Source organism: Bordetella bronchialis (assembly GCF_001676705.1).
Classification (GTDB): domain Bacteria; phylum Pseudomonadota; class Gammaproteobacteria; order Burkholderiales; family Burkholderiaceae_B; genus Bordetella_C; species Bordetella_C bronchialis.
On the sequence record NZ_CP016170.1, the window covers coordinates 5,540,094 to 5,563,551 of the forward strand.

The following is a 23,458-nucleotide window of genomic DNA, read 5'->3' on the forward strand; positions in this document are numbered from 1 at the left end:
GCGCGCCGTGGAGGCGATATGCAAGCCGAACACGAGAAGTACCAGCGCCTGATCGACTACTGCAAGACCATCCCGCCCACGCCCACGGCCGTGGCGCACCCCTGCGACGAGTCGTCGCTGGAGGGCGCGATGCAGGCCGCCAGGATGGGGCTGATCGCGCCCATCCTGGTCGGGCCGCGCGAGCGCCTGCGGCAGATCGCGGAAACGCACGCGATAGACATCTCCGGCGTGGAGATCGTCGACGCACCGCACAGCGCGGCGGCCGCCGCCGCCGCGGTGGCGCTGGTCAAGGAAGGCAGGGCCGAAGCCTTGATGAAAGGCAGCCTGCACACCGACGAACTGATGGCCGCCGTGGTCAGCCGGGACGCCGGCCTGCGCACGGCGCGGCGCATCAGCCACTGCTTCGTGATGGACGTGCCGGGCCGCGAAGATGCCCTGATCATCACCGACGCGGCCGTCAACATCGCGCCGACGCTGGAAGAAAAAGCCGATATCCTGCAAAACGCCATCGACTTCGCGCATGCGCTGCGGATACGCGAAGTCCGCGTGGCGGTGCTCTCCGCGATGGAAACCGTCAGCGCCAAGGTACCTTCCACCGTCGAGGCAGCGGCGCTGTGCAAAATGGTGGATCGCGGACAGATCACCGGCGCCCTGGTCGACGGCCCCCTCGCCCTGGACAACGCCATAGATCCGGAGGCGGCCCGCATCAAGAAAATCCAGTCGGCCGTGGCGGGGCGCGCCAACGTGCTCATGGCGCCCGACCTGGAGGCCGGCAACATGCTGGCCAAGAGCCTTTCCTTCCTGGCGGGCGCCGACGCCGCCGGTATCGTCCTGGGCGCGCGCGTACCGGTCATACTGACCAGCCGGGCCGATAAAGTGATGACGCGGCTTGCCTCCTGCGCGGTGGCCGTACTGGTCGCCCAGGCGCGCCGCGAAAGCGCCAAGGTCGAGGGCTGAGCCATGGCCGACGTCATACTCGTGCTCAATGCCGGCTCGTCCAGCCTGAAGTTCTGCGCCTTCGACGCCGCCGCCCCTACCCTGCCGGTGCTGCTGGGGGGACAGATCGCGGGCCTGTACGTATCCCCCCGCTTCAGTGCGCAGTCGGCCGACGGCGAACCGGTCGCCACCAGGGAATGGGGCACGGACGCCCCGATCGGGCACGACGGCGCCGTCGCCTGGCTGGTGGATTTCCTGCGCGAACACAAGGGCAGCCACCGGCTCGTGGCGGTCGGCCATCGCGTCGTCCATGGCGGCGAGCGGTTCACGGACGCGGTGCAGGTAACGCCGGCGATCGTCGCGGCCCTGGACAAGTTGACCCCGCTGGCGCCGTTGCACCAGCCCCATAACCTGAAACCCATCGAGGCGATCTCCCGGCTACGCCCGGATCTGCCCCAGGTGGCCTGCTTCGACACGGCGTTTCACCGCGCCCAGCCCGAGGTCGCCCAGGCCTTCGCGCTACCGTCCTCGATCACACGGCGCGGCGTGCGCCGCTACGGCTTCCATGGCTTGTCCTACGAATACATCGCAGGCGCGCTGGAACAATACGACGCACGCGGCGCGTGGGGGCGCACCGTCGTCGCGCACCTGGGCAACGGCAGCAGCATGTGCGCCATGGTGAACCGCCGCAGCGTTGCCAGCACCATGGGCTTCACGGCGGTGGACGGGCTACCCATGGGAACGCGTTGCGGCAATCTGGATCCCGGCGTCATCCTCTACCTGATGGACGAGCTGCACATGGACCCGCGTGCCATCGAAGACCTGATCTACAAGCGCTCCGGCTTGCTGGGCGTATCCGGCATATCCAGCGACATGCGGGCCCTGCTGGCCAGCGACGACCCGCGCGCGAAGTTCGCGATCGCGCTCTATGTGTATCGCATCGGCAGGGAGCTCGGATCCCTGACCGCGGCGGCGCAGGGCATCGACACCCTGGTTTTTACCGCCGGCATCGGCGAGCACGCGCCCGCCATACGCGAGCGTGTCTGCCGCGAGGCCGCCTGGCTGGGCGTGACGCTGGACGATGCGGCGAATGCGGCGCACGGCCCGCGCATCAGCGCGTCGTCCAGCCCGGTCTCCGTGTGGGTGATTCCCACCAATGAGGAATCGATGATCGCGCGCCATACCTTGCGGGTAGCCTGCGGCGAGCAGGCAATCGAATGGGCCGGCCCGGACATCGCAGGAGCGCCATCATGACCGAACAAGCTTTCCGCCCCGTGCTGAAGGACGCCAAGGCGCTGGTGTGCGGCATCGCCAACGAACATTCCATCGCCTATGGCTGCGCCAAGGCCTTCCACGAGCTGGGCGCCGAGCTCGCCATTACCTACGCCGGCGAGAAGGCCAGGCCCCACGTGGAGCCGCTGGCCCGCGCGATGCAGGCGCACATTTTCATGCCGCTGGACTTCACGCAGCCACGGCAGCTGCAGGACTTGTTCGACCGCGTGCACCAGGAATGGGGCCGCCTGGACGTGCTGGTGCATTCGGCGGCCTGGGCGCCCAAGGCCGACCTGCAAGGCGGGCTGCTGGCCTGCTCGGCCGACGGTTTCGCCCAGGCCATGGACATTTCCTGCCACTCCTTCATCCGGATGGCGCGCCTGGCGGCGCCCTTGATGGAGAACGGCGGGACGATGTTCACCATGAGCTACTACGGCGCCAACCGGGTCGTGCCCAACTACAACGTCATGGGGCCGGTCAAGGCGGCGCTGGAGGCCTGCGCGCGCTATCTGGCCTACGAGCTGGGCCCCAAGGGTATCCGAGTGCATCCCGTGTCGCCGGGGCCCTTGAAGACGCGGGCGGCCTCCGGCCTGAAGGACTTCGATGTCATGCTGAACGAAGCCCAGCGGCGCGCGCCGCTGGGGGAACTGGTGGACATCATGGACGTGGGCTATACCTGCGCCTTCCTGGCCACCCCCTACGCCCGACGGCTTACCGGCGAAACGGTCTATGTGGACGGAGGCGTGCACATCATGGCGTAGCGCGGGCGCCGCGTCACCCCTATTCGAGCCGGATATTGGCCTTCTTGATGACGGTGGCCCACATGGCGCGCTCCTGCTCGGCGTAGGCCTTGAATTCCGCGGGCGGCATGGGCATGGGGATCACGCCCATGTCCTGCAGCTTGCCGGCGACCTCGGGCCGGGCCAGGGTTGTCTGCAGGTCGGCGCTGAATTTCTTCACCACCGCGTCGGGCAGGCCGGCCGGACCCACCACGCCTTGCCAGGCGTAGGCGGTGAAGTCCGCCACGCCCTGCTCCGCCATGGTGGGCACGTCGGGCAGCACCGGCAAGCGCTGCGGGGTGGCGGCCGCCAGCACACGCAGCTTGCCGGCCTTGACATTGGGCAGTCCGGCGGCCAGGTCGATGAACATCATGTCCACCTGCCCGCCCAGCAGGTCCTGGATGGCCGGCGCCGCGCCCTTGTAGGGGACGTGCAGCATATCGACGCCGGCGCGCTGCTTGAAAAGCTCCAGCGCCAGGTGATGCGGCGATCCCGAGCCGGCCGACGCGACGGTCAGCTTGCCGGGCGTGGCGCGGGCGGCGGCCAGCACGTCGGCGACGGTCTTGTACGGGGAATTCGTGTTCACCGCCAGCAGCAAGGGCAGTTTGGCCAGGCCGCCGATGTAGGTGAATTTTTCGGGATCGTAGGAAAGCTTGGCGTACAGAGAGGGGTTGTAGGCCAGCGTGCCGGAATCGGCCGTGCCCACCATATCGCCGTTGGGGGCCGCCTGGGCGATGGCCGTGGCGCCGATGATGGTGGCGGCGCCGGGGCGGTTTTCCACGACGATGGTCTGTCCCAGCGATTTTTCCAGCGAACTGGCGACGGTGCGCGCCACCACGTCGGAACCGCCGCCGGCGGGATAGGGCACGATCCAGCGTATCGGTTGCGACGGCCAGGTCTGCGCGTGGGCAGCGGCGATGGCGGCGGCGCCCAGCGCGGCCATCATGGCCGTGCGCCTGAGGATTGCGTGCATGGGGGATGTCTCCGTGGCGTCCGCGTCGAAGCGCGCGGGTTGGCGCCTATTATGCCGACAAGGCAGGCGGGGACGCCACCGATGCGGGCGGCGCCTGGATGCGATCGGCCGGCACGGCGCGGGCCACCCCCTGGCTCGCCCGGCGGGAGATCTCAGCCGTCCGGCGCGCCGTAGTCCCGGGCACCGAACAGCGCGCTGCCGATGCGCACCTCGGTCGAGCCTTCCTGGATGGCCAGCTCGAAATCGCCGCTCATGCCCATGGACAGGCGGCGCATGTCCACCCCTTCGATCGCCTCGTCCCGCAGGCGGTCGCGCATGCCGCGCAGCGCGCGAAAGCATGCCCGCACGGCTTCCGTGTCGTCGGAATTGACGGCCAGCGTCATCAGGCCGCGCACCCGCAGGCTGGGATAGTCGCGCGCCACGGTGCGCACGAACGCCGGCAGCGCGGCCGGGTCCAGGCCGTACTTGCCGGGTTCATCGGAGGTCTTGACCTGCACCAGCACGTCCAGCGTGCGGCCTTCCTGCTGCAGGCGCCGGTCCAGCGCCTGCGCCAGGTCCAGCCGGTCCAGGGACTGGACCTCCGACGCCAGGCGGGCGGCATCCTTGGCCTTGTTGGTCTGCAAATGGCCGATGACCACCCATTCAACGGGGCAGTCCGCCAGTACGGCCGCCTTGTCGCGGACTTCCTGCATCTTGCTTTCGCCGAAGCGGCGCAGGCCCAGCGCCGCGGCTTCGCGGATGCGGTCGGCGCCGAAGGTCTTGCTGACGGGCAAAAGGGCGACTTCCGCCGGGTCCCGGCCCGCCCGCAGGCAGGCCGCGGCGAGGCGGGTTTGCAGGACGGCGAGGCGGGTGGCGAAGGAATCGGGGGCTGACATGGCGGCATTGTCCGGCCAAACCGGTTTTGATGTTCGTTAAACGGGTAGTTTAGAATTTTCGGCGCGTTCCGGCCCCGCCCTCTTCGCGGCCTATCGTCCCTGCATCAGGCGCCTACTATGTCCTCCCAGCCCGTGCCCGGCTATACCTTCGCGGCACCCTTCCAGATTCCCGCCGTTTCTCCCATCCGTTCGCTTGCTCCCTACGCCAACCGGCCGGGCACCATCAGCATGTCGGGCGGCTATCCGGCCACCGAGCTTTTCGACATCGAGGGCCTGACCGCCGCCGCCGCCAAGGTCGGCAAGCGGCTGGCGGACTGCCTGCAGTATTCCAACATCGACGGCCAGGCCGCGCTGCGGGCCCAGCTGGCGCGGCTGTCCGCCGAGCGCGGCGTGCACTGCGATCCGGATACCGAGCTGGCCGTCACGGGCGGGTCGCAGCAGTCGCTGGCGCTGCTGGGGCGCGTCATGCTGCAGCCGGGCGATGTGGCCATCATCGAGAGCCCCTGTTTTCCCAATTCGCGCCAGGCCCTGCACTACACCGGCGCCACGCTGCACACGGTGCCCTCCGGACCCGACGGCGTGGACGTGGAAGCCCTGGCGGCACTGGCGGAGCGGCTCAAGCCCAAGCTGGTCAGCGTGGTGGCGACCTTCTCCAACCCCTGCGGCGCGACCCTGAGCCTGGCGCGGCGCCGTCGCCTGGTGGAACTGGCCGCGCGCCACCGCTTCCTGCTGGTGGAAGACGACCCTTACGGCGAACTGCGCTTCGAGGGCGAGGCCCTGCCACCCCTGCTGGCGCTGGCCGAAGGCGAGCAACGCGCCTGGGTGGCCTACATCGCCAGCATGTCCAAGACCATGGCGCCCGCGCTGCGCATCGGCTGGCTGATCGCGCCCGCGGAAATCCGCCGGCGCTGCGTCAGCGCCAAGGCGGCCGACGATATGGCGTCGTCGGCCTGGATCCAGGAGATCGTGGCGCAGTACATCGAGGACGGGCGCTACCACGAACACGTGCCGCGCATACGCGCCGCCTATGCCGCCCGCGCGGACGCGCTGGCCCGCGCGCTGACCGAGGAAATGGGCGACCGCGTCAGTTTCCGCAAGCCGCGCGGCGGCATGTTCTGCTGGGCGCGGCTGAACGGCGATATCGACAGCACGCGGCTGCTGCCCCATGCCATCGAGCACGAGGTCGTCTATGTGCCCGGCAAGGCTTTTTATATCGATCCGGCCCAGGCCGACATGCAGGCCATGCGGCTGTCCTTCGCCACGATGAACGAGGCCCAGATCCGTACCGGCATCGTGCGCTTGCGACAAGCCCTGCAGGCATGCGCGGAAGGCAGGCCGACGGCCGTGACTTTGCCGGCCTGACCGGCTCGCGGCGGCCGTCAGTGTCCGAGCACGCGGATCTCCCACGACAGCAGCTTGCCTGCATCGGCGCTAGGGTCCAGCACATCGAGGACCTGCAGCTTCCACACGCCCTTGGCGTTTTCGTCCAGGAAGGCATTGGTCGCAACGCGGTTGATGGAGAAAGGCCGCTGCCCGCCGTCCTTGCCTTCCCATGGCTCGATCTCGGTCAAGGCGGGCATGACGATGCTGCGGGTCCCGGACGGGGAGATCAGGGCGATACGCAGATTGTGCGGCTGGCGATGCGAGGTACGCAGACGGATCTGCACCGACTCCACGCGCATGTCGCGAGCGAAACGCAGCGGCGCATAACCTGCATTTTCATCGCGGTAGGGAATCGCCACAGGCCGGTCAATGGAACGGTGCCAGCCGGAATCGACGGGCGGTGGAAGCCCGCGGAAGCCCCGTGCCGCCGTCACGGCGCGCTTTGCGTCCACCAGCCCGAACCCGTACCAGTTGCTGAAGGAGCGCCTGGCAGCATTGGCGACCCAGCCGTCGTCCAGCGTGATCCCGTTCCACCGTATGGGCGCCCGATCCGCGTCGACCTTGCGCGCGGTGACGGCAAGCAGGTATTTGATGTCGCGCCAGGTCAAGGCCGGGTTGGCTTGCAGCATCAGCGCCGCCACGCCGCTGACGGTCGGCGCGGCGGCCGATGTGCCGTTGAAGCGAGCCATATAGCGGCAGTTCGGATCCAGCACGGACTTGCCTCCCGTCTCCAGCGCATTGAAGTAGGTATCCGGGCCGGGGTTGTTGGAGTACTTGCCGGCGCTGCAATCCGTCACGTCGGTCGTGATGAGCGCCGGCGCGTAGAGCGCCTCGCGGGGAGTTTTCTCGTCTGCCCATGAGATGAACCCGCCCTCCTCCAGCCCGGATTCGCCGCCCAGGCCGGACACCCAAATCGAGGAGCCGGCGCGGGAATACGAAGCCTTTATCCCCTGCGCGTTCACCGCGCCGACGTTCAGGACATTCCAGCGCGAGCCCTTGGTATCCAGGTTGGCGGAAAGCCGGCCCACCTGGGCGCCCGTATCGATGTCCGGGTACTTTCCCAGCTCGGCGGCTTTCTTCCGGGCGTCGCCGATAAACTCGTTGCCCGCCGCCTTCACGACCAACTGCGCATCCTGGCGGCCATCGCGGAACACCTTGCCCTTGCGATAGGGTTCGAACGCGTTGCGGTTCCGTCCCAGGCTTTCATTGACCACCGGGGGACGCGGCTGGTTCCGGGCTTCCGGCCGGCCAAGATCCAGGATTTTGGCGTCCGGAGCGACACCGATGCCGCCCAGCCCGTTGCGACGGGCGGCGATGATCCCGGCCGTTCGGGTCGCGTGGGCGCCGGCCTTCGCCCCGTCCCCGTGCAGGCCCGGGTGCGCGGGCAGGACCATGTTGTCGGCCAGGTCTTCATGCGCCGCATCGATCAGTTTGCCGGGCAGCTCGCGAACCCCGACAACGACGCCCTTCCCGGTAATCCCGTTGCGGTGCAGGTCGCCGATATGCAGGTCCACCCCGGGCGTGGGCCGGTCACGGGCGACCGCGTACTGGCCGCGATTCTTCAAATGCCATTGATAACGATATAGCGGATCGCGGATCTTGTTGAAGAACGCGATGGGATCGTCGTCCGTCCGACGCACGGCGGACCGCCGCCGCGCGGGCATGGGGGCCGCGTCGACCGGCTTCGCGTGCGGGACGTTTTCGAGTTCGCGCGCCGCCCGTTCAATGGCGGAAGCCGTGGACATCGCCGATCCCTGTGCATTTCCGGGCGTAGTGCCCACGGGCCGGTCCAGCAATGGGCCGCCAGGATGAGGAGACGAATGTAGGGATGCTTGCATCGGAGCCACCTGCCAAAAGCCGCGTTGGTACAGGATCCACCGCAAGCATCCCATCGGCCAGGATATCGGCCGTCGATATCGGACCGACAGACAGAGCAGGGATATACGCAGGCGATACGTGAAGGCGATACGTCGCCGGGATGCGCGACGATCGCCTAAGCCGGCGCATGGCCAAAGATGGACAGCTCCCATGCAGTCAGCGTGTGCCGGCCGGACGGCGGATCCACGACGTCCATCACCTGCAACTTCCATTGCCCCCTGGCGCTTTCGTCCAGGAAGGCGTTGGAGACCATGACGTCCGCCGAGAAACCGGGTTCCGTGCTTTCTATGCGGCTCGGCGCGGCAAGCAGGATGCTGCGCGTACCCGATGGAGATGTCAGCGCCACGCGCAGGTTTTCCGGCTTGGGATGCGTCGTACGCAGGCGTATCCGCACGGCTTCGACCTCGATGTCCCGCGCCACGCCTATGCCGGCATGGCCAGCGGCTTCGTCGCGAAAAGGAATGGGCACCGGCTGCCCGCGATAGGCCAGCCAGCCGGTATCGACGGCCGGCGGCAGCCCGCGGAATGCGCGGGCGGCATCCACGGCGCGCTTGGCATCCACCAGGCCGAAGCCGTACCAGTTGCTGAAGGAGCGTCGCGCCGCGTTCGTCACCCAGCCGTCCTCCAGCACGACGCGCTTGCCGCCATCGTCCCAGGCGATCGTCGCGCGGCCGGGGTCGACTTTGCGCGCCGTGATGGCCAGCACGTATTTGATGTCGCGCCAGGTCAGGCCCGGGTTGACCTGCAGCATCAAGGCAACCACGCCGGTAACGGTCGCCGCGGCCGACGATGTACCGTTGGCGGCGGCGGTGTAGTGGCAGGTCGCATTGGACGCCGGTGCATCCGCCGGCAGTGCCTGGGCAAGGTCGATCTTGTTCGCCGCGCAATCGTGCGGCACGGGAGCGACCAGGGCGGGCGAGGCGGGGCCCACTTCCCCGCCCGGGCCCGACACCCACAGCGATGAACCGGTGTTGGAATAGGAAGACTTGACGCCCATCGCATTCACCGCGCCGACCAGCATCGCGTTCAGACGCGCGCTTTCCGGCAACAGATTGGCCGAATAGCAGGCGAGGCCGGTCCCGCGGGTGGCCTGCCGGCAGCGCGCCTTGGTCAGCCGGGGGTCGTCGTCATCGCCGCTGAAGCTGTTGCCGGCCGCCACCACCGCGAGCGTGAACGAGGCCGCGCCGCTGAAATCGTGCGGCACCCCGGCCGTGCTGTAGGGGTCCAGGGAGAGCGGTTCCTCGCCCACGCTCTGGTTCAGGACCCGAGCGCGCGCAACGCCGGCGGTCGCTGGCGTGTAGCGGTCCACGATCATGGCGTCCGGCGCGACGCCGCGGCCGCCTTCGCCGTTCCAGCCGCGGGCCGCGATGATGCCGGCCATCGCCGTGGCATGCGCCGTGCCGCCGCGTGGATACGATGCCGCGCCCACGATACTCCCCTGCAGATCCGGGTGCGAGGCATCGACGGGACCGTTCTCGATGATGCGCACCACCACGCCTTTCCCGGTCACGCCGATGCGGTGCAGATCGTCGATGTTCAGGTCCACGCCAGGCACAAGCTTGCCCTTGGCCAGCGGATGCCGGCCGGTGTTTCGCAGATGCCATTGGTACCGGTACAAGGGGTCCTGGCCCTGCGCCGCCGGGGGTGCAGGACGGGGCAAGGAGTCCGGTCCTGGCGCCGGTGGAGAAGCGGGCGCGGAATCCTGCCCCGGCCGCGGCGCGGGTGGCGATGGCGGTTCCGGCAAGGGCCTGCCGGGCACGTTCTCGAAGGCCTGCGTTGTGTCCCGCGCCGCGGGCGGCGGGACGGCGATGGCAGGATCGGCCGCGGCGACCGCGACCGGCGCGGAAACATCGTGGCGGGACAAGGCAGCGACGCAATGGCTCATGAGGCGACACCGGCAAGAAACGAAAGCCGTGTAGTGCGCCTTGTCCGGCCAGCATCCCGCGCGTGCGCGCGGCCGACCGTGGATTTCAGGGTTTTCCTACGGTGCCAGCGCGCGGACGATGCCCGAGGGACGAGAGAGAACGAGGAAGGAGGGAGAGAAGAAGCACCGCGGGCCCAGCGTCCCGGGCCGTCCTCAATCCTGTCCGGCCAGCAGGTCCTGGAACAGCGTCGTGGGGCCCATCTGGCCGCCCTTCAGCATCAGCTCCAGCCCATCGGCGCTATGCCCCGGCGCATGGACGCGGCACACCGCCACCCCGGGACTGGGCGCATAGGCGAAGGTCAGCGCGCGTGCGCCCCAGGACTGCACCGCCACGCTGGAAGTATCGCCGCCCGCGAACCCGGCGCGCGCCAGGGGATGAAGGCGGAGCACCTCGGCCATCAAGCCGCCGCAGGCCTGGGCCAGTGCCCGCGTGAAGCCCGGGCGCGAGGTGCCGCTGTCGTCGCCCAGCGTGCTATGCGCGACCACGCTGCGGCCCTGCCCCAGTGCCTGGGCGATGCGCCCCGCCACCGCATGGATGGTGGACGGGCCGCCCTCCGCCATGGCGGCGGCGTCCAGGGGCATGGAAAGGAATCCCGCGTGTTCGGCGGCGGCGATCTGGGCCGCCGTAATGGGCGATCGGCTGCCGGCGATGATGAACGTCTGCGCGACGCGGCGCGGCGGCGCCGGCATCGCGGATGGCGGCACCCTGGCAGGCGCCGAAGCCCCCGCGCCGTCCGCCGCCAGCAAGGCCTGCACCGCGCCGGTGGGTCCCACGGCCAGCAGCGGCCCGTGCACCGGATCGCGCCGGTCCCGCAGCAATGCGCCGATGCGAGCCAGGTCCGCCGGTCGCATCACGTCGAACAGCACGGCCGGGACGCCGGCGCGGATCATCGCATCCAGCCGCGCCACGCGCGCAGGCTCGTCTTCTTCCAGCATCGCCGTGTCGAACAGGGCGATGTCCGCCAGCCCCTGGCGCGCCAGGTGCACGCGCAGATCGGCCTCGTCCATGGGCGTGACCGGATGCCGGCTCATGGTGGGGTGGCGGTCCAGGCGGTACACCGCACCGCCCTGGCCCGCCCGCGCATACAGGTGGCCGAAGGCGCAGTAGCGGCCCAGGTTGGGCTGCCCGCCCACGATATAGGCGGGCCGCTGCCCGAGCGCGCGCCAGGCCAGCGCGACGGCGTGGCCGATGCTGCCGATGTGCGGCGCGCTGTCGAAGGTCGAGCAGGTCTTGTAGTGCAGGACATCCGCGCCCGTTGCCGCCAGCCCGCGAAAAACGCGCGGCAGCGCCCGGTCCATTTCCGCCGGCGACATGGCGCGTGCCGTCCCGGCCACGCCGACGCAATCGAGCGGGCCGAAGCAGGCCATGTCTTCGTCGGTCGGAACATCCAGGAACAACGCCGCGCGCCAGCCGGCCGACACCACGGTGGCCAGGGTGTCGGTGGAACCGGTGAAGTCGTCGCCGTAGTAGGCCAGGCGCGGCCGCGGCGCCGGCGTGCCGGCATAGGGCACCGCTTGCGTAGTGGTGTTCATGGACATACGCGCCGCCCCTTCGCGCATCGCGGCCCGGCCGCGTCTCCGGACCGCCGATCAACCATAGAAAGCCAGGGCATGCGCCAGCGCGGGCCGGTCGCGCGCGAAGTCCGGCAGCGGCACGCCGGCCCGCGCGGCGTCCCAGGCGTCGCGTATGCTCTGCACCCCGGCGGCGGCGCCGTCGGGGTGCCCGAGGATACCGCCCCCGGACAGGAAAATCAGGTCGTCCGTGCCCAGGCCCGCGAAGGTGGACGGCACGGTCCCGGCCCATTGCCCCGAGGAAAACACCGGCATCACCGCATCGTCGCCCGCCAGCGGCGCCAGGCAGGCCCGCGCGGATTCGATGACGCTTTCGTCGCTTTCGTAGAACTTGCCGCCCAGCCCGTTGACGTGCAGCTGGTCCACGCCCGCCAGGCGCCACAGCGCCTGGTAGGCCGGAAAGGCGATGCCCAGCCCGGGATGGCGCGACATGGCCGCCATGCCGTTGCGGTGGCCGTGTATGGCCAGGGGCGTGCTGCGCCGCAGGGCCTGGATGGCGCTGAAGCCGCACCAGTTCAGGCTGGCCATGACACAGGTGCCGCCGGCCGCTTCCACCCGCGCGGCGTGGCCGCGCATGGCGTCCAGGTCGTCGGAAATATTGAAGGCGTACATGACTTTGCGGCCGGTACGCTGCGCATGGTCGTTGATGACGCGCATGACGGCCTCGACCCGCCGGGCCAGCGGCGAATGCGGCGGATTCGCCATGCATTCGTCGTCCTTGATGAAGTCCACGCCGGCGTCGCACAGGCCGGCCACCACGCCGGCGGTCTGCTCCGGCGTCATGCCGACGTTGGGCTTGATGATGGTGCCCAGGATGGGGCCATCGCGGCGGCCGGCCAGGGCGCGCGTGCCGGCCACGCCGTGGCGCGGCGCGTCGAACAGCCTGACGTACTCGGGCGGCAGGTCCAGCGACAGGAGCTTGACGCCGGTCATTTCGCCCAGGTCGTAGATATTGCCGCCCACCGTGGCCGCCAGGGTGGGCAGGTTGGCGCCGACATTGTCGACCGGAAAGGACACCGTGATCACGGCCTGCCGGTAGGGGCCCGGCACGCCGCGCCGTTCCAGGAAGGCATTGGGCAGGCTGGGCACAGCCGACACGCCGGTCTGGCGGATCGATCGCACGATGGCGCGCGATCGCCGGCGCAGGTCGTCGGTTTCGCCGGCCACCCGCACGAAGGTGCCGCTGGACTGTTCGCCGGCCAGGACCTCGGCGGCCTGCTCCAGCGGGAAGGGAGTCTCGATGAAATACGTGGCGCGGAAGTCGCGCCGCTGGGTGTCCGTCATGGCGGGTCTACAGCGTGGAAAGATCGGGGAAAGGACGCACGGGATCGCGGCCATCCCAGCCTAGCGATGCCTCGCGTATCAGGCGGAACAGCTTGCCCTTGGGGCCCGCGATTTCGGAGAGTTCGATCACCGTGCCGGGATGGGTTTCGGTTTCGTAGTAAACGTAGCGGCCGCGTTCCCCGACCTCGCCGCTCATGCCGACCTTAAGGCCCTGTTCCGCCAGGCGGCGCACGTCTTCGTCGAAGTTCTCCGTCCAGTAGGCCAGGTGCTGCAGGCCGGTATGGCCGGCATCCAGGAAGGCCTTGTACATGGACGGCGCGTCGTTGCGCTGCTGGATCAGCTCGATCTGCAGCGGGCCGGAATTGGCCAGCGCCACGGACACCTCGATGGGCGAGGGCTGGCCGCGATACATGAAATTCCTGACCGGCACGCGGTCGGCATAGAACCACGGGCCGATGCCCAGTGTCTCGCTCCAATGCCGCATTTCCTTATGGATGTCGCGCACGACATACCCTGCCTGCCGGACCTCGCCGAACAAACGACTCATGGTCTACACCTCGATCAGAGAAAGCCCGTGGAGATCCACGGAACGAATGCCACCACCAATACGCCCACCGCCAGCGCCGCCAGGTAGCCCCACATATAGGGCATGGCCTCGTCCGGACTGACCTTGCCGATGGCGCAGGCGCCGTAGTAGCCCACGCCGAAGGGCGGTGCGAACAGGCCCAGGCCCATGGAAAGGATGACCACCATGGCGTAGTGCACTTCGTTGACGCCGACGGCGCGGGCGATGGGAAACAGCAAGGGGCCGAACAGCACGATGGCGGGAATGCCTTCCAGCACGCTGCCCAGGATGACGAAGGCGACGATGGAGACCAGCAGGAATCCGGCCGGGCCGCCGGGCATGCGGCGCATGAATTCCGCCAGGTCCTGCGAGAAACCGGATTGCGTCAGGCCCCACGCCATCGCCGTGGCGGCGCCCACGATGAAAATGATGGCGCCGGACAGGGCCGCCGTGTCCAGCAGCATGCCCGGTATGCGCCGCCAGTCGAAACGCCGGTACAGCAGCAGGCCGGCCAGCACGGAGTAGGCGATGCCGATGGTGGAGACCTCTGTGGCGGTGGCCACGCCTTCCACCACCGCGGCGCGGATCAGGAAGGGCAGCAGCAGCGCCGGCACCGCCACGCAGAACAGCCGGGCGATTTCGCGGGCCGGCACGCGGCGCACGCCGGACAGGTTCTCCGCCCGGCTGCGCCGCCAGACAATGACCGCCAGCGCCAGGCCCAGCGCTACGCCGGGCAGCATGCCGCCAGTGAACAGCGCCGCGATGGAGACCCCCGTGACGGAGCCGATGGTGATCAGCACGATGCTGGGCGGTATGGTTTCCGTTTGCGCGCCGGTGCAGGACAGCAGCGCCGCCAGGTTGCCCGGCCGCGCGCCGCGCTGCTTCATTTCCGGAAACAGGGCCGGCGCGACGGCGGCCATGTCCGCCACCTTGGACCCGGAGATGCCGGACACCAGGTACATCGCGCCGATCAGCACATAGGACAAGCCGCCGCGCACGTGGCCCAGCAGGCTGGCCAGGAAGCCGATCATGGCGCGCGCCATGCCGGTCATTTCTATCAGCAGGCCCAGCAGGATGAACATGGGCACCGCCAGCAGAATCAGGTGCGACATGCCTTCGTCCATGCGGCCCACCATGACCATCAGCGGCGTGTGCGTGGTCAGCGCCAGATAGCCGAAGGTGGCCAGGGCGAAGGAAAATGCGATGGGCACGCCCAGGAACACATTGACCGCCACCAGGCCGACGAAGAAGACCAGCAGATTACCCTTGCCCAGCGGCGCCAGCAGCGGCTGGGCCAGCATGAACAACCCCGCCACGACGGCGACGGCGGCCAGCGCGCCGGCCACATGGCGCCAGGAGCCCGCGCGGGCCAGGCGCAGCAGGGCGAACACCGTCATCAGGATGAAGCCGGACGGCAGGGCCGCGGCGCGCCAGGCATTGGAGATTTCCAGCGCGGGCGTGGTGACGATGGCCTCCTCGCTGGCGTATTCCCAGGCGTGCGGCAGCACCATCAGCATGAAGCACAGCGATGCCGCGATGGCGACCACGTCCAGCCAGGCGCGCCGGGCGGGCGAAGCACGCGATACCAGCGCCGTCATGCGCATGTGTTCGCCGCGCCGCAGCGCCACCGCCGCGCCCAGCATGGACAGCCAGAGGAACAGGATGGACGCCAGCTCGTCGCCCCATACCAGCGGTGCATGGAATACATAGCGCGCGATCACGCCGGCCAGCAGGACGACGATTTCCGCCAGCACCAGCAGCGCGGCGGGAATTTCGACGGCCAGTCCCAGCGCGCGCTCCAGCCCGTCCAGGAAACGCGCGGCCGCGCCGCCGGACGCCGCGGTCGCCCGCGCGTCTTTCGGGTAGTAACCAGCCTGTGTATGCATAGTGGTCTCCGTGGGCCGCCGCGGCCGCGCCGCATGCGCGCCGGCCGGGGCCGTCGATCCTGGTGTGTTGCCGCCCGTTCGCGCGCTGCCCCGCGCGGGCCGGCCGGCGGACTCAGGCCAGCTTGCCGACCGCGGCTTCCAGCAGTGCCCAGGCATCCGGCCCGAACTTGCCGCGCCATTCCTCGTAGAAGCCCGCCTTGCGCAATTGCGCCTGGAAACTGTCGGGCGAGGGTTGGTTGAATTTCAGGCCCTTGGATTCCAGGTCGCTGCGGATGGACTGGTTCATTTTTTTCAGGTCCTCGCGCTGCTGCATGCCGGCATCGTTGAAGGCGGTTTCCCACAGCTTCTGCAGGTCCGGCGGCAGGCGGCGATACGCGCGGCCATTGGCGATGAACCAATAGCCGTCCCAGATATGGTTGGTCAGCGAGCAGTACTTCTGCACTTCGTACAGCTTGGCCGCCTGGATGATGGGCAGGGGATTTTCCTGCGCGTCCACGATGCGCGTCTGCAGTGCCGAATACACCTCGCTGAACTGCAGGCTGGCCGGCGCGGCCGACAGCGCCTTGAACATGGAGATGGACAAGGGGCTGACCGGCACGCGGATCTTGGTGCCGTCCAGGTCCCGCGCGCCGTCGATGGGCTTGCTGCTGGTGGTGACCTGCCGGAATCCGTTGTCCCACATTTTCTCGAAGGCATACAGATTGGCCTTGGCGATCTTTTCGCGCACGTGCGCGCCCAGCGCGCCGTCCATGGCCTTCCAGACCTGGCCGTAATCGGAAAACGCGAAACCCACGGCGTTGATGGCCGCTACCGGCACCACGGTGGCGATGACCAGGGCCGAGGGCGTGAACAACTCGATGCCGCCGCTGCGCACCTGGGACAGCATGTCGGTGTCGCCCCCCAGTTGGTTGTTGGGGAAGATGGCGATCTCCAGCCGGCCGTTGGACTCCTTGCGGATGCGCTCGACGGCTTCCTGCGCGCGCAGGTGCAGCGGATGCGTCATCGGCAGGTTGTGCGCGTACTTGTAGGAAAACTCGGCGGCGCGCGCCAAACGGGGCACACCCAGGGCCATTGCCGGGCTGGCCGCCATGGCGCGCAACAAGCTGCGTCGGGTCATTGTCATGGTCTTGTCTCCTTGGCGCCGGTACATCCTGTGTGCCGGTACGTATTGTGTTCGCCGCCCGGCATGGCGCGGCGGTCGTGTGTGTGGCGCAGGCCCCGCCATCGTTCATGCGGCGTCGGGAGAACGGCGGGGCGCGGCGCCGCGCCGGCGCATGCGCGTGAACGGGCGGGCTTCCACGGAGCAGGAATGTACCGTGGCGACTAGAATCGGAGAAGTCGAAAATTTGGATCGATTAAGCGATGAAAGAGATTAATCTCTCCACGCGCGATCTGCGTGCCTTCCTGGCCCTGGTGGAACAGCGCAGCTTTACGCGCGCCGCGCGCCAGTGCCACTTGTCGCAATCGGCCTTCAGTTCGCTGATCCGCAGCATGGAAGAGACGCTGGGCTACCGGCTGTTCGACCGCGACACGCGCAATGTGGAATTGACGCCGCAGGGCCGTCTGCTGGAGACCTCCGCGCGCCGCGTGCTGGACGATTTCGACGGCATGATCGACGACTTCCGCGGCCACGCCCTGCTGGACAAGGGCAGGGTATCGGTGGCCGCGCTGCCCTCCATCGCCTCGGGCTGGCTGCCGGGCGTATTCGCCGAGTTCCGCCAGCGACATCCCGGCATCGAACTGGAGCTGGCGGACGTGCTCTCCGCGCCCTGCCTGGAACGCGTGCGCGCCGGCCGCGCCGACCTGGCGCTGGCGTCGTCGGGACTGCCGGCGCAGGACCTGGACGCGCGGCTGCTGTGCAACGACCGCTTCCACCTGGTCTGCCGCGCCGATCATCCGCTGGCCCGGCAGCGCGAAGTCGGGCTGCCCGATCTCTCGGCGGCGCCCTTCATCCACCTGGCCCGCTCGCACAGCGTGCGCCTGCAGCTGGAACGGGCGTTTCACCCGTATCCCATGAAGACGGCGATGGAAGTCGAACAGCTGGCCACGGTGACCGGCATGATCGCCGCCGGGATCGGCATCACGGTGGTGCCGGCGTTGACGCTGTATGAATTCGAAAGGCCGGACCTGGTCAGCCGCCCACTGAAGATCCCGGGCCTGGTCCGGCGCATCTATCTCGTCACGCGCCGCGGGCTGAGCCTGCCGCCCGCGGCCGAGCGGCTGCAGGCGCTGATGCTGGAACGGCGGCCGGGACAGCGACGCCGCAAAAGCGCAATGTAGCGGCGCGCGCGGCCCGCGCCCGTCCGGCCGCTCAGGCCACGGGCCCGCCGCCGTCGCGCGCCCAGCGCACCGCGTCTTCCACCCTGTCGTTGCCCCAGAACATTTCCGTGCCGGCGAACATCATGGGGGCGCCGAAAACGCCCAGGGCCTGGGCGCGGTCGACCTGCGCCCGGAACGCCTGCTTGATTTCATCGCTGGCCGCGCGGGCCAGCACGGCGTCGGCGTCCACGCCCAGCGCCCGCAGGCGCTCGCGCACCACATCCTGCTGCTGGATGTCCAGGTCGTCGACGAAGTTGGCGCGAAACATGGCGATGCAGAAATCCCTGCCCCATGCCTCTTGCAGCCCGATGTAGGCGACGCGCGAGGGCAATACCCCCACGCGCGGGAAAACGGTGGGCCGGCGATAGCGGATGCCGTACTTGGCCGCCAGCCGCGCGACCTCCCGCATCATGTATTCGCCCTTGTCCGGGAACAGGCGGAACGGGGAATCGTCCCAGCCGCGCGCCTTGAACACCGGCCCCAACAGGAAGGGCCGGTAATCCACGGTGACGCCATGCGATGCCGCGATGGGCTCGATACGCTCCATCGCCAGAAAACTGTAGGGGCTGGCGAAATCGAACCAGATCTGCAGTTGCCCGGCGCCGTCCGCCGCATGGGTTGCTGCCGGCGCCGCCTTGCTGTCCGCCTGCGTCATGTCGTCTCCTTTTCCGATGCAAATGCGCGTTCCGCCCGAAGCGTACGCGCCGGTTCACTTCTTATAAGGACTCGCGCCGCCCCCGCAGAGACTTGATGCCGCCCGCGGAGCGGCCGTGCCGCCGTCCAGGCCGGCGGCACGCCTTCACGCCTATATACGTGCATCGCCGCGCACGGCTCAGCCGGCTACCTCCACCCCCGGTTCGCCCAGGGCCATTTCGCCCACCACGGCCGCCTGCGTGAATCCCTGTTCGCGCAGGACGTCCAGCACGCGCGGCGCGGTATCGCGGTCGCAGGCCACCAGCAGGCCGCCGGAGGTCTGCGGATCCGTGAGCAGCGCACGCGAGACCTCGTCCACGCCGGGCGCCAGCGCGATGGCATCGCCATAGGAAGCCCAGTTGCGGCCGGAGGCGCCGGTGATCATGCCGGCTTGCGCCATCTGCCGCACGCCGGGCAGCCACGGCAGCGCGGCGAGATCGATGCGGGCGCGCAGGCCAGCGCCGCGGCTCATCTCCAGCGCGTGACCCAGCAGGCCGAAGCCGGTGACGTCGGTCAGGGCATGTACGCCGGGCAGGGCCGCCAGGGCCGGTCCCGGCGTGTTCAGGCGCGTGGTGCTGGCGATCATGGCCTGGTAGCCGGCGGCATCCAGCTGGTTCTTCTTGAGCGCGGCCGACAGGATGCCCACGCCCAGCGGCTTGCTCAGGATCAGCGCGTCGCCAGGGCGCGCATCGGCATTGCGCTTGACGCGCGCCGGATGCACCAGCCCCATGGCAGCCAGCCCGTAGATGGGCTCGACCGAATCGATGGTGTGGCCGCCGGCCACCGGGATGCCGGCCTGCGCGCAGACTTCCTGGCCGCCGCGCAGGATCTCGGCGATGGTTTCGCGTGGCAGCACATTGATGGGCATGCCGACGATGGCCAGCGCCATGATGGGCGTGCCGCCCATGGCATAGACGTCCGAGAGCGCATTGGTGGCGGCGATCCGGCCGAAATCGTAGGGATCGTCGACGATGGGCATGAAGAAGTCGGTGGTGGCGATCAGCGCCTGCTCGTCGTTCAGGCGGTACACCGCCGCGTCGTCCGCGGTCTCGGTGCCCACCATCAGGCCGGGAAAGGCCTGCGACGGCGCGAAGCGGGCCAGCAGATCGGCCAGGACTCCCGGGGCGATCTTGCAGCCGCAGCCGCCGCCGTGCGAAAGCGAAGTCAGGCGCGGCGCCGCGCCCGCGCTTGCGTCTTGGGTCATGAGGGTCTCCAGGAAAGCCGGGAAAGCATAGCACCGGGCAGGGCCGGCCCCATGCCGCGGGCGCCGCCACCCCTACAAAGAGTCGCCAAAACGGCCTACTATCATGGTCCTCCGTCCATCGCGCCGACAAGAGCGAACCCCCCATGACTACTTTGCTTCCCGACTGTCCGCTCTGCCAGCAGCCTGGCGGGGCCCTGTTGTGGCAAGGCACGCACATGCGGGTCGTGGAAGTCGACGATGCCGACTACCCGGGCTACACCCGCGTCATCTGGAACTCCCACATCCCGGAAATGACCAGCCTGTCGCGCCACGGCCGCGAGCTGATGATGGAAGCGGTCTGGCGCATCGAGGAAACCCAGCGCGAAGTCCTGCACCCCGACAAGATCAATGTCGCCTCGCTGGGCAATATGGTGCCCCACCTGCACTGGCACATCATCCCGCGCTGGCGCGGCGACCGCCATTTCCCCGACGCCATCTGGGCGGCGCCGCGCGTGCCGCCCGGCCAGGAGCCGCCCGACTGGGCGCCGCGCATGGCGGCCGTCCGGCAGCTCATGCAGCGCTACCGCAACCGCCTGCTCGAAACCCTGAACGCCTTGCCGCGCCATTGAACCCCGCGCCACTTGTCTTCATGATCGCGCAACTGCCATGAACACTCGCCTTCCGGCCATTTCTTTCCCGCGGCTGGCCGCCGCGCTGGGACTGGTGGCGGCGGCGCCGGCCTGCCTGGCCGCGCGGCCCGTCAACACCCCCTGCCCCAGCACGCTGCAGATCACCCAGACGTCGACCAACACGCCCGGCGGCTGGTCCGTCATGCCCGATCCCCGCCGCGACCCCGACCACCGGCTGCAGGGCATCACCTTCTTTTCCGGCGACCCCCGGAATATGGTGGCGCTGGCCCCGGATACCGAGAAGCGGTCCACGCGCGGTTATGCCTCCAGCTGGCATTTCCGGCCGGACGACCAGGGCTACTGGATAGGCTGCAGCTATACGGATACGAATCTGCTGGCCGTGCGCAAGCTGGCGGACAACATCAGCCAGTGCGACATGATGCAATACCTGGCCGACCGCCGCCGGCCCGGCGGCGCGGTGGAAGTGGTCTGCTACTGAATGGAAAACCAAAACCGCCTGCGCACGCCGCTTTCCGTCCTGGTGTCCCAACTGCCGGAGGACTGGGCTCCGGCCCTGGCCGCGCCGGCCGCGGCCCGCGCGCTGCCCGAACTATGCGGGCACGTCGACGGCCGCGTGGATGCCGGCGCCACGGTCTACCCCTGCACGCCCTTTCGCGCCCTGGAAATGCTGCGGCCTCGCGACGTCAAGGTGGTGATCCTGGGCCAGGACCCCTACCACGGCCCGGGCCAGGCGCAGGGCCTGGCGTTCTCGGTGCCCGACAGCTGCAAGCGGCCGCCCAGCCTGCGCAATATCTTCAAGGAAATCGCCGCCGAATACCCCGACAAGGGCATACCGGCCGGCAACGACCTGACGCCCTGGGTACGGCAGGGCGTGCTGCTGCTGAATACCTCCCTTACCGTGGAGGACGGCCAGCCCGGCTCGCACGCGCGGCGCGGCTGGGAAGCGATCACCGATGCGCTCATCGCCCTGGTGGCGCGCCAGCCACAGCCCAAGGTCTTCATGCTCTGGGGCGCCCATGCGCAATCCAAGCGGCCCTTGTTGCCGGACGACGGCAATACCCTGGTGCTGATGGCCAACCATCCCTCGCCCCTGTCGGCCTCGCGGCCGCCCCAGCCCTTCCTGGGCTGCGGCCACTTCCGTCTGGCCAACGACTGGCTTCTTACGCATGGGCAGGAAATTGTCGATTGGGGTTTGCCCCAAAAAACGCTGGCGTCGCAGCAGGAATTCAGGTTATGATTTTCGCGCTGCACAAAAAGAACGGCATTTTTCCGCATTGCTAGTCCGCCGCCAGCCCCGCTGACGGCCTCTAAACAAGTCACGGTGTGCGCAGCTTTGCCGGGTAAACAAGCCCCGGCCCATGCCGGTCTTCATCGCTTCCTGACCCCTTTCCTTTCGCCAGCGTCCAATTCGTGACGCGACATGCGCATGGTTGATCCGGTCGGCGTCGATGCTCCATCAACCAGCGCTGGATCCGGCACACACACCCCGGCCCGGCCTTGATACGCGCCGCCAAAAGCGGCAAGGGTAAGTCATGTCTTTCGAATCCCTGGGACTCGCGCCCACTCTATTGTCCGCGTTGCAAGAAGCGGGCTTCGATACGCCTACTTCCGTCCAGGCGGCCGCCATCCCGCAAGCCATGGCAGGCCACGACCTGATGGTGTCGTCCCAGACGGGCAGCGGCAAGACCGCGGCCTTCATGCTGCCGGCCCTGCACCGCGTCGCGCAGATGCCGGCCAACAAGGGCACCGGCGTGCAGGTGCTGGTGCTGACGCCCACCCGCGAACTGGCCCTGCAGGTCAACGACGCCACGCGCCAGTACGGCAAGAACCTGCGCGACCTGCGCACGGCCACCGTCGTCGGCGGCATGCCCTATGGCGTGCAGCTCAAGGCGCTGTCGCGCCGTGTCGACGTGCTGGTCGCCACGCCCGGCCGCCTGATCGACCACCTGCAGTCCGGCCGCGTCAAGCTGAACACCGTCCATACGCTGGTGCTGGATGAAGCCGACCGCATGCTCGACATGGGCTTCATCGAGGACATCGAAACCATCGTCGGCCGCCTGCCCGAGGAACGGCAGACCCTGCTGTTCTCGGCCACGCTGGACGGCACGGTGGCGAAGCTGGCCGCCAAGATGATGCGCGAACCGCAGCGCATCGAGATCGCCGGCCAGAAGGACAAGCATTCCAACATCACGCAAAGCCTGCTCTACGCCGACGACGCCGCGCACAAGATGCAGCTGCTGGACCACGTGCTGCGCGACGCGGCGCTGGACCAGGCCATCGTCTTCACCGCCACCAAGCGCGGCGCCGACGACCTGGCAGACCGCCTGGCCGACCAGGGCTTCGCGGCGGCGGCACTGCATGGCGACATGAACCAGCGCCAGCGCACCCGCACCCTGAGCATGCTGCAGCGGCGCCAGCTCAAAGTGCTGGTGGCCACCGACGTGGCCGCGCGCGGCATCGACGTGCAGGGCATCAGCCACGCGGTCAATTTCGATCTGCCCATGCAGGCCGAAGACTACGTGCACCGCATCGGCCGCACCGGACGCGCGGGCCGCGACGGCCTGGCGTTCACGCTGGCCACGCATGCCGAACGCCACAAGATCCGCCGCATCGAGCACTTCATCGGCCAGACGCTGACCCCGCAGGTCATCGCCGGCCTGGAGCCGAAGCGCACGCCGCGTCCCTTCGAGCGCGGCAGCAAGCCGGGCTTCGGCAAGCGGCCGTTCAACCGCGACAGCCGCGGCGGCTTCGGCGCCCGGGGTTTCGAAGATCGCCCGCGCCGTGACGGCCGCGATGGCGCGGCCCCGCAGCAACGCGAATTCTCCGGCGATCGCCCGCAGCGCGGATGGCGCGACGGCGACCGCGGCTTCCAGGGTGGCCGGCCCTACGCCGGCGAAGGCGCCTCGCGTCCGGCCGAGCGCGGCTTCGATCCCGCCGCGGGCTTCCGCGGCGATCGTGGCCCGGCCGCCGACCGCGGCTTCCGCGGCGACCGCGCGCCGCGTGACGGCGACCGCCCGCAACGCGCGGAAGGCGGCTTCCGGGCCCCGCGTCCGGAAGGCGGTTTCCGTCCGCAGCGCCAGGACGCAGGCTTCCGGCCCGCCCGTTCCGAAGGCGGGATGCGCGCCGACAAGGCTGCCCGCGAAGGGAACGGCGGTAGTGGCCGTTCCACTGAGGGCTACGCCCGCCCCACCGGCAGGCCGGCCTTCGAGAAACGCGATGGCCGTCCGGGCAAGCCCTTCAAGCCTGCGTACGCGGGCCGCCGGGACTGATCGCCAGCGGCACTGCC

20 protein-coding genes are annotated in these 23,458 nt (G+C 69.0%); 9 read left to right on the forward strand and 11 right to left on the reverse strand.

The window, feature by feature from the left end:
* Positions 1–18 precede the first annotated feature (18 nt).
* Genes BAU06_RS24325 through fabI form a run of 3 tightly spaced genes read left to right on the forward strand, consistent with a single transcriptional unit; the run spans position 19 to position 2,969 of the window.
* Complete coding sequence (locus tag BAU06_RS24325) at positions 19–957, forward strand: phosphate acetyltransferase (protein WP_066356739.1); 939 nt, start codon at positions 19–21, stop codon at positions 955–957.
* 3 nt (positions 958–960) lie between these two features.
* Complete coding sequence (locus BAU06_RS24330; RefSeq protein WP_066356741.1) at positions 961–2,190, forward strand: acetate/propionate family kinase; 1,230 nt, start codon at positions 961–963, stop codon at positions 2,188–2,190.
* On the forward strand, positions 2,187–2,969 hold the full coding sequence (fabI, locus tag BAU06_RS24335; RefSeq protein ID WP_066356743.1) for an enoyl-ACP reductase FabI: 783 nt from the start codon (positions 2,187–2,189) through the stop codon (positions 2,967–2,969). The genes BAU06_RS24330 and fabI overlap by 4 nt, the downstream gene beginning before the upstream one ends.
* 19 nt (positions 2,970–2,988) lie before the next feature.
* Here fabI and BAU06_RS24340 read toward each other — a convergent pair whose 3' ends face one another.
* Positions 2,989–3,960, reverse strand: coding sequence for a Bug family tripartite tricarboxylate transporter substrate binding protein (locus BAU06_RS24340; RefSeq protein ID WP_066356749.1), 972 nt, complete (start codon positions 3,958–3,960; stop codon positions 2,989–2,991).
* A gap of 152 nt (positions 3,961–4,112) precedes the next feature.
* Entirely contained in the window at positions 4,113–4,835 is a 723-nt protein-coding gene (locus BAU06_RS24345) for a YggS family pyridoxal phosphate-dependent enzyme (protein ID WP_066356756.1), read from the reverse strand.
* 117 nt (positions 4,836–4,952) lie between these two features.
* Between BAU06_RS24345 and BAU06_RS24350 the strand changes: the two genes are divergently transcribed.
* Complete coding sequence (locus BAU06_RS24350) at positions 4,953–6,197, forward strand: aminotransferase-like domain-containing protein (protein ID WP_066356758.1); 1,245 nt, start codon at positions 4,953–4,955, stop codon at positions 6,195–6,197.
* 17 nt (positions 6,198–6,214) lie between these two features.
* On the opposite strand, the gene BAU06_RS24355 is transcribed toward BAU06_RS24350, so the two are convergent.
* The 7 genes from BAU06_RS24355 to BAU06_RS24385 form a co-directional block, all read right to left on the reverse strand.
* Positions 6,215–7,963, reverse strand: coding sequence for a S8 family serine peptidase (locus BAU06_RS24355; RefSeq protein ID WP_066356760.1), 1,749 nt, complete (start codon positions 7,961–7,963; stop codon positions 6,215–6,217).
* A gap of 248 nt (positions 7,964–8,211) precedes the next feature.
* Positions 8,212–9,756, reverse strand: coding sequence for a S8 family serine peptidase (locus tag BAU06_RS24360; protein ID WP_156770325.1), 1,545 nt, complete (start codon positions 9,754–9,756; stop codon positions 8,212–8,214).
* Between the two features lie 417 nt (positions 9,757–10,173).
* Positions 10,174–11,553, reverse strand: a complete 1,380-nt coding sequence (locus tag BAU06_RS24365) for a four-carbon acid sugar kinase family protein (RefSeq protein WP_066359713.1) — start codon at positions 11,551–11,553, stop codon at positions 10,174–10,176.
* Positions 11,554–11,610: 57 nt separating this feature from the next.
* Positions 11,611–12,876 (reverse strand): ribulose-bisphosphate carboxylase large subunit family protein, encoded by a 1,266-nt coding sequence (locus BAU06_RS24370; protein ID WP_066356768.1) that lies wholly within the window; start codon positions 12,874–12,876, stop codon positions 11,611–11,613.
* Positions 12,877–12,883: 7 nt separating this feature from the next.
* Entirely contained in the window at positions 12,884–13,423 is a 540-nt protein-coding gene (locus BAU06_RS24375; protein ID WP_066356773.1) for a VOC family protein, read from the reverse strand.
* Positions 13,424–13,437: 14 nt separating this feature from the next.
* Positions 13,438–15,327, reverse strand: coding sequence for a TRAP transporter large permease (locus BAU06_RS24380; RefSeq protein ID WP_066356777.1), 1,890 nt, complete (start codon positions 15,325–15,327; stop codon positions 13,438–13,440).
* A 112-nt stretch (positions 15,328–15,439) separates the two neighbouring features.
* Positions 15,440–16,450 (reverse strand): TRAP transporter substrate-binding protein, encoded by a 1,011-nt coding sequence (locus BAU06_RS24385; protein WP_066356778.1) that lies wholly within the window; start codon positions 16,448–16,450, stop codon positions 15,440–15,442.
* 239 nt (positions 16,451–16,689) lie between these two features.
* On the opposite strand from BAU06_RS24385, the gene BAU06_RS24390 reads away from it, so the two are divergent.
* Positions 16,690–17,607 (forward strand): LysR family transcriptional regulator, encoded by a 918-nt coding sequence (locus tag BAU06_RS24390; RefSeq protein WP_066356780.1) that lies wholly within the window; start codon positions 16,690–16,692, stop codon positions 17,605–17,607.
* 31 nt (positions 17,608–17,638) lie between these two features.
* Here the strand turns inward: BAU06_RS24390 and BAU06_RS24395 are convergent, their stop codons facing one another.
* A complete protein-coding gene (locus BAU06_RS24395) occupies positions 17,639–18,301 on the reverse strand; it encodes a 2-hydroxychromene-2-carboxylate isomerase (protein WP_066356784.1) in 663 nt (220 codons plus the stop codon).
* Positions 18,302–18,478: 177 nt separating this feature from the next.
* Entirely contained in the window at positions 18,479–19,543 is a 1,065-nt protein-coding gene (gene selD / locus BAU06_RS24400; protein ID WP_066356787.1) for a selenide, water dikinase SelD, read from the reverse strand.
* Positions 19,544–19,686: 143 nt separating this feature from the next.
* Between selD and BAU06_RS24405 the strand changes: the two genes are divergently transcribed.
* From BAU06_RS24405 to BAU06_RS24420, 4 genes are all read left to right on the forward strand, one after another.
* Complete coding sequence (locus BAU06_RS24405; RefSeq protein ID WP_066356788.1) at positions 19,687–20,151, forward strand: HIT family protein; 465 nt, start codon at positions 19,687–19,689, stop codon at positions 20,149–20,151.
* Between the two features lie 37 nt (positions 20,152–20,188).
* Entirely contained in the window at positions 20,189–20,650 is a 462-nt protein-coding gene (locus tag BAU06_RS24410; protein WP_066356790.1) for an STY0301 family protein, read from the forward strand.
* A complete protein-coding gene (locus tag BAU06_RS24415; RefSeq protein ID WP_066356792.1) occupies positions 20,651–21,409 on the forward strand; it encodes a uracil-DNA glycosylase in 759 nt (252 codons plus the stop codon).
* A 295-nt stretch (positions 21,410–21,704) separates the two neighbouring features.
* Positions 21,705–23,441 (forward strand): DEAD/DEAH box helicase, encoded by a 1,737-nt coding sequence (locus BAU06_RS24420; RefSeq protein WP_066356794.1) that lies wholly within the window; start codon positions 21,705–21,707, stop codon positions 23,439–23,441.
* Positions 23,442–23,458 lie beyond the last annotated feature (17 nt).